At 48.5% G+C, this 5,020-nt stretch carries 4 protein-coding genes; 2 read left to right on the top strand and 2 right to left on the bottom strand.

Annotated elements, in window-relative coordinates; all coding sequences use genetic code 11:
* Positions 1–881 (top strand): IS110 family transposase (locus GX364_06005; protein ID NLI70396.1); only part of this gene is annotated, 881 nt, incomplete at its 5' end.
* 453 nt (positions 882–1,334) lie between these two features.
* On the opposite strand, the gene GX364_06000 is transcribed toward GX364_06005, so the two are convergent.
* Entirely contained in the window at positions 1,335–2,561 is a 1,227-nt protein-coding gene (locus GX364_06000; GenBank protein ID NLI70395.1) for a site-specific DNA-methyltransferase, read from the bottom strand.
* 289 nt (positions 2,562–2,850) lie between these two features.
* Positions 2,851–4,542, bottom strand: a complete 1,692-nt coding sequence (locus GX364_05995; GenBank protein NLI70394.1) for a long-chain fatty acid--CoA ligase — start codon at positions 4,540–4,542, stop codon at positions 2,851–2,853.
* A gap of 249 nt (positions 4,543–4,791) precedes the next feature.
* Here GX364_05995 and GX364_05990 point away from each other — a divergent pair.
* The coding region (locus GX364_05990; protein NLI70393.1) for a hypothetical protein at positions 4,792–5,020 on the top strand (229 nt) is incomplete at its 3' end.

The raw sequence follows: 5,020 nt of genomic DNA, 5'->3' as shown, positions 1-5,020 counted from the left end.
GTAGCTACGTTCCAAACAAAGAACAGCGGGAATTGAGAGAAGTGGTGCGTTACCGCAAAAACATGATTGATGAACGTTCCAGAGAAATCAACCGTTTAGAAAAGACCCTGGAGGGCGCCAATATAAAATTGAGCTCATTTGTTTCTGATCTGAACGGTGTAAGCAGTCGCAAGATGCTTGAGCAGGCACTGATTGGTGAAGTCGACGAATCAAATATTGATTCTTTGATTCACCATTCTATGAAAGAAAAAAGGGAAGCGCTTCTTCTCGCTATGGAAGGTGTTTTAACCCCGATACAAAAGAGTTTGGTAAGGGCAATCTTAGATCATATCGATGACATGACCAGACGCATCAAAAACTTGGATGATATCATAGACAAGCATATTGAAGGGCACGGGGACGCCATCAAAAAAGTTATGGAAATTCCGGGTGTCGGGAAACGAAGCGCCGAAATTATTTTCGCAGAAATGGGTACGGATATGAGTCGCTTTCCAACAGCAGCACACCTCGCTTCATGGGCTGGGCTATGCCCAGGTAATAACGAAAGTGCTGGAAAACGTAAAAGCGGAAAAACTACCAAGGGTAATAAATATTTAAAAAGTACACTTATCCAATGCGCAAAATCCGCAAAGTCAAACAAAGATAGCTTTTTTAGTGCCCGATATCAGCGTTTAGTCGTAAGACGAGGCGCCAATAGGGCTACAGTTGCTATAGCACATTCTATAATCATCGCGATCTACAACATGTTAAAGAAAAATGTTTCTTTCAAAGATTTAGGTAGTGATTACTATACAAAATTTAATACTGCCTCCAAAGTTAGGTATTATATCGGCAAGTTAGAGGAATTAGGTATGTCAATCCCCGTTTCTTTGGCTACCTAAGGATGATACCCTAAAATACTTGCTGTTTCAGGGATGGTCAATTACCACCCCATGGATAAGTGCGCCCCTTTTTACTAATAGATTCATAGCAATGACAGTACTGGAAATACAGTCGCCGGAATGGCACAATACCGGGGGAAAGAACGCGGCCTCCCCCCCTGTCATTCCGAGCAAGCGGTGTTTAACAAGAACACCAACATGAAGCCATGGTGAATAATGATGTAGAAACGGTAACACCGGAGTGAAAAAATAGTGCCGCGAGGAATCTGATAGGTAACTCGGAAAGAAAAAACAGGAGCCAGTTCAGGAATGACAGGTAGGGCACTTTTTAAATACGACGGGCAGGAGGTAGGTATGTGGTTGTGGCAATGCTGATTTGCAGGCAGAAGTGAGTGGTCAAGATTCCTCGTCACGGCAGAAACCGCCGCTCGCTTGGAAAGACAGGTTTGGTGCTTATTCCGGTTTGCGCAGGAGGATGACTCTGTTGGTATTGGTGCCCCGCTGCAAATTGTCCACGCCCCAGCAATGGGCAGTCTTGGTGAATTTCTGGCTGTTGATCATGACCATCTCCGGCCGGAAACCGGCCTCGATGGCAGCGGGGACCGCCCAGGTTTCAAGTAAAATTCTCCCCCGCTGAACCTCCCCAACTTCAAAAGCAACATGCCCGCCGGGAAGAAGAATACGCCGCAGTTCCCGGAAAATGATGGTCATCCTGTCCCGCCATTCCTCGGGTTTCCTGAATTGCCACATGCGGATATCGGAGGTGTCGATCCCGTTGAACCAGCAGCGAAGCCAGTTGTCTTTTTCGTAATCCACAACATTCAGGAAAGGCGGAGAAGTGACGACCAGGGCCACCGTGTTGTCTCCGATCTGCGGGGTGTCATCAGCGGAAGCGGTGATGATCCGAGCTTCATTTTTGCGCCTTGAAAGAGTTTCCCTTTGGGTAGGGCTCAACCGGCGAAGCAAGGAGTTGCTTTTGCGCAAGATCAGTTCCCGGATATCCCGCCGCGGGGGAACCTGACCGCGCCGCTCGTTGATACGGCGTTGCGAGGCTATGGACACAGCCTGGTTGGGCGGCATCGTGTAGACGGAGAAAAATCCGGGGGAATGACCGGTCAGCCGGTTGGTAGCCACCATCCTTATCCAGGCGTCCACATGATCGTAATCCTGTGTCGATTCCCGTTCCAACAGATAGGTTTGCAGGTTAGTGAGTGCCCGCAATGTATGCGGGTGATAGAAGACAAGGATATCATCCCGTACTTCACATGGTTTCTCAAGGTCCAGGGAGTAAAGCCGCGCTTTGATTTCGCCCGGTTCCGGAGGATCAAAACGAGGACGGGTCAGGATCGGGCTCAGAGGGTTGATGTCACACCCCAGGGGTATGCGGTCAAGTAACGCCGACTCGATGAGTGTCGTGCCCCTGCCCATGAAAGGATCGTAAACGATGGCCCCTGGATCCGTCAGACGGGTGATAAAAAACTCGGGCAACTGGGGCTTGAAACAGGCACGATAAGATATTTCATGCAGGGAATGGGCCGCCCTCTGCTTCGATGTCCAGAATTCGTTGGTGTAAACGGGTATGTCGAATCGGGGATCGGGGAATTCAAGCACGGCAGTCTTCTTTCCATAATTACAGAATTCCAGAACCGCCGCATGAAATTGTTTGGTTGTCAGGGTCATCGTATCTTTGCTCCGCCTTCCGCCCACACTGATGCCGTTATTTCTGCCTCCACAATTCTCTTTCTTCCCCCAATGTTAATTTAACCCCGGTTTTTTGGCAACAAAAAGCATGGATAGGGGGCAGCCACGGGGAACCGTATGCCGGCTGATAACCCGGTCCGCCCGGAAACGGGAGCATGGATTTTACCGGAACAGGAGCGCGAGCACGAATTGCAGGTATAACAAAGAACAGCGGGTCCATCGACGCTGTTTTGCCAATGGACCCGGTTTCTTGCTTTTTGATTTTTTGTTAGCTCGACATTTTTTTGTCGTCTTTTTGCTTTGCCTGCTCCTCTTCAAGAAGAACCCGGCGTAGCACCTTGCCCACCAGGGACATGGGAAGCTCATCCCTGAATTCATAGATCTTGGGCACTTTGTACTTGACGAGATTTTCCTGGCAGAATTCTTTGATCTCCGCTTCGGTAAGTGTTTCTCCATCCCGGGGGACAATAAACGCCTTGACGGTCTCGCCGCGGTATTCATGGGGAATCCCCACCACGCAGGCTTCCTTGACCTTGTTGTGTGCATAGAGGACTTCTTCTATCTCCCGGGGATAGATATTCAAACCGCCGGCGATGATCATGTCTTTCTGGCGATCAACAATGTAGAAGAAGCCATCCTCGTCCATCTTGCCGATGTCCCCGGTGAGCAACCACCCGTCATGAAATGCCTCCTTGTTTTCTTCCGGACGGTTAAGATAGCCACTCATCACCTGCGGCCCCTTGATGACCAGTTCCCCCTCCTCACCTATCGGCATGTCGATGGAGGGATCGTCCATATCCACGATCTTGGCAAGGGTGTTGGGGAAGGGAAGCCCGATACTGCCAATCTTCTGAGATCCAAAGACCGGGTTGCAGTGAGTAACGGGGGAAGTTTCCGTGAGGCCGTATCCTTCCCCGAGCAGGCTGCCGGTAAGTTCCGTGAATCTTCGGTGCACTTCCTCGGGCAATGGCGCCGCACCACTTATGCAGAATTCAAGAGAGCTCATGTCATATTTTTTCAGGTTCGGTGCATTGATGATAGCAGTATAGATGGTGGGAACGGCAGGAAAAAGGGTTGGTTTTTCCCGTTGAATGGCCCGCAGAACCATCTGCAGGTCAAAATGGGGGATGAGAATCATTGTACCGCAATACAGAAGGCTCAGATTCAAACAGGTGCTCATGCCAAAACTGTGAAAGAAGGGGATAAGGGCAAGACCGATTTCTTTGCCTTCTTCCGCATCGGACTTCCAGCTGAATATCTGCATGGCATTTGTAGCCAGATTCTTGTGGGAGAGCACCGCTCCTTTGGACAATCCCGTGGTCCCACCCGTGTACAGGAAACAGGCGGGATCGTTCACATCAACACCCGGATCGGGAACCGGGGTATCCGGATATTTTGGTAGAATATCCGTCCACTGGTGGTCTCCTTCCTGCACGGGTACACGATCACCTTCTTTTACCTCCTTGAAGAGGGTATAAATCACTTTGAGAAAACCGGGGAAATAATCCTTGATACTGGTACTGATGATCGTCTTTATCCCGGTCCGATCCTTCAATTTCCTTATTTTGGGATAAAAACGGCTCATGGTTACCATTATCTCCGCTTCACAGTCATTGAGCTGGTGAAGCATCTCCCTTTCCGTGTAGAGGGGATTGCAGGGAATAACCGTGCAACCGGCCTTGAGAGCCCCGATGTAGGCAATAACAAATTGCGGACAGTTGGGGAGGTTGAGAGCAACCCGGCACCCCTTTTTCATACCCATATCCTTGAGCATGTGGGCAAAACGGTTGGATAGTTTGTCAACTTCCCCGTAGGTGTAACCGGCCAACATGAAACGTAAATGGGTATGCTGGGGGAATCTCCTGACTGTTTCCTGAAACAACTGGGGAATGGTCTTGCCGGGAAGTTCGATCTCGTGCGGTACTCCTGGATCATATTTTTTTAGCCATACTTTCTCCATGAACAAGCCTCCAATGAATAAATTGATTTTTTAAGATAATAATGCATTATCTATACATACTTTTATTGTTGTATTCGCTAAATTATATTCTTAATCCTTCTATTTTCCCAATATTTTTTATTAATCAAATGTTTTGATCCTTCCGGCACATTTGCCAGAATGCATGGGCAGCGGAATTTATTCATACGCAAATAATCCAGGGAAGGAAAACATAAAATTATGGAGAATCATTCCTTGGATAGCATATCCTTGAATAACAAGAAGTACGAACAACGCAAGGGAGATTTCAAACAAAATGAGGGGGTTGAACTTCTGATGAAATTCAAGTATTTTGTGCCGTTGATAACATTTATCGTTCCCACGATCATCATCACAACGCTTCTGTTCTGGTTTACCGAGCCGCCGCCGCCGATCCAGTTGATCGGGTTGGTGATCCTGCTGATAGCGGCTTGCGGTACCTATGTCATGGGTATCAATG

The sequence above is a fragment of the Bacillota bacterium genome (assembly GCA_012518215.1).
Taxonomy (GTDB): Bacteria; Bacillota; Dethiobacteria; order DTU022; family PWGO01; genus JAAYSV01.
Note: the sequence above shows the minus strand (reverse complement) of the source record. Positions and strands in the feature narration are given on the sequence as shown.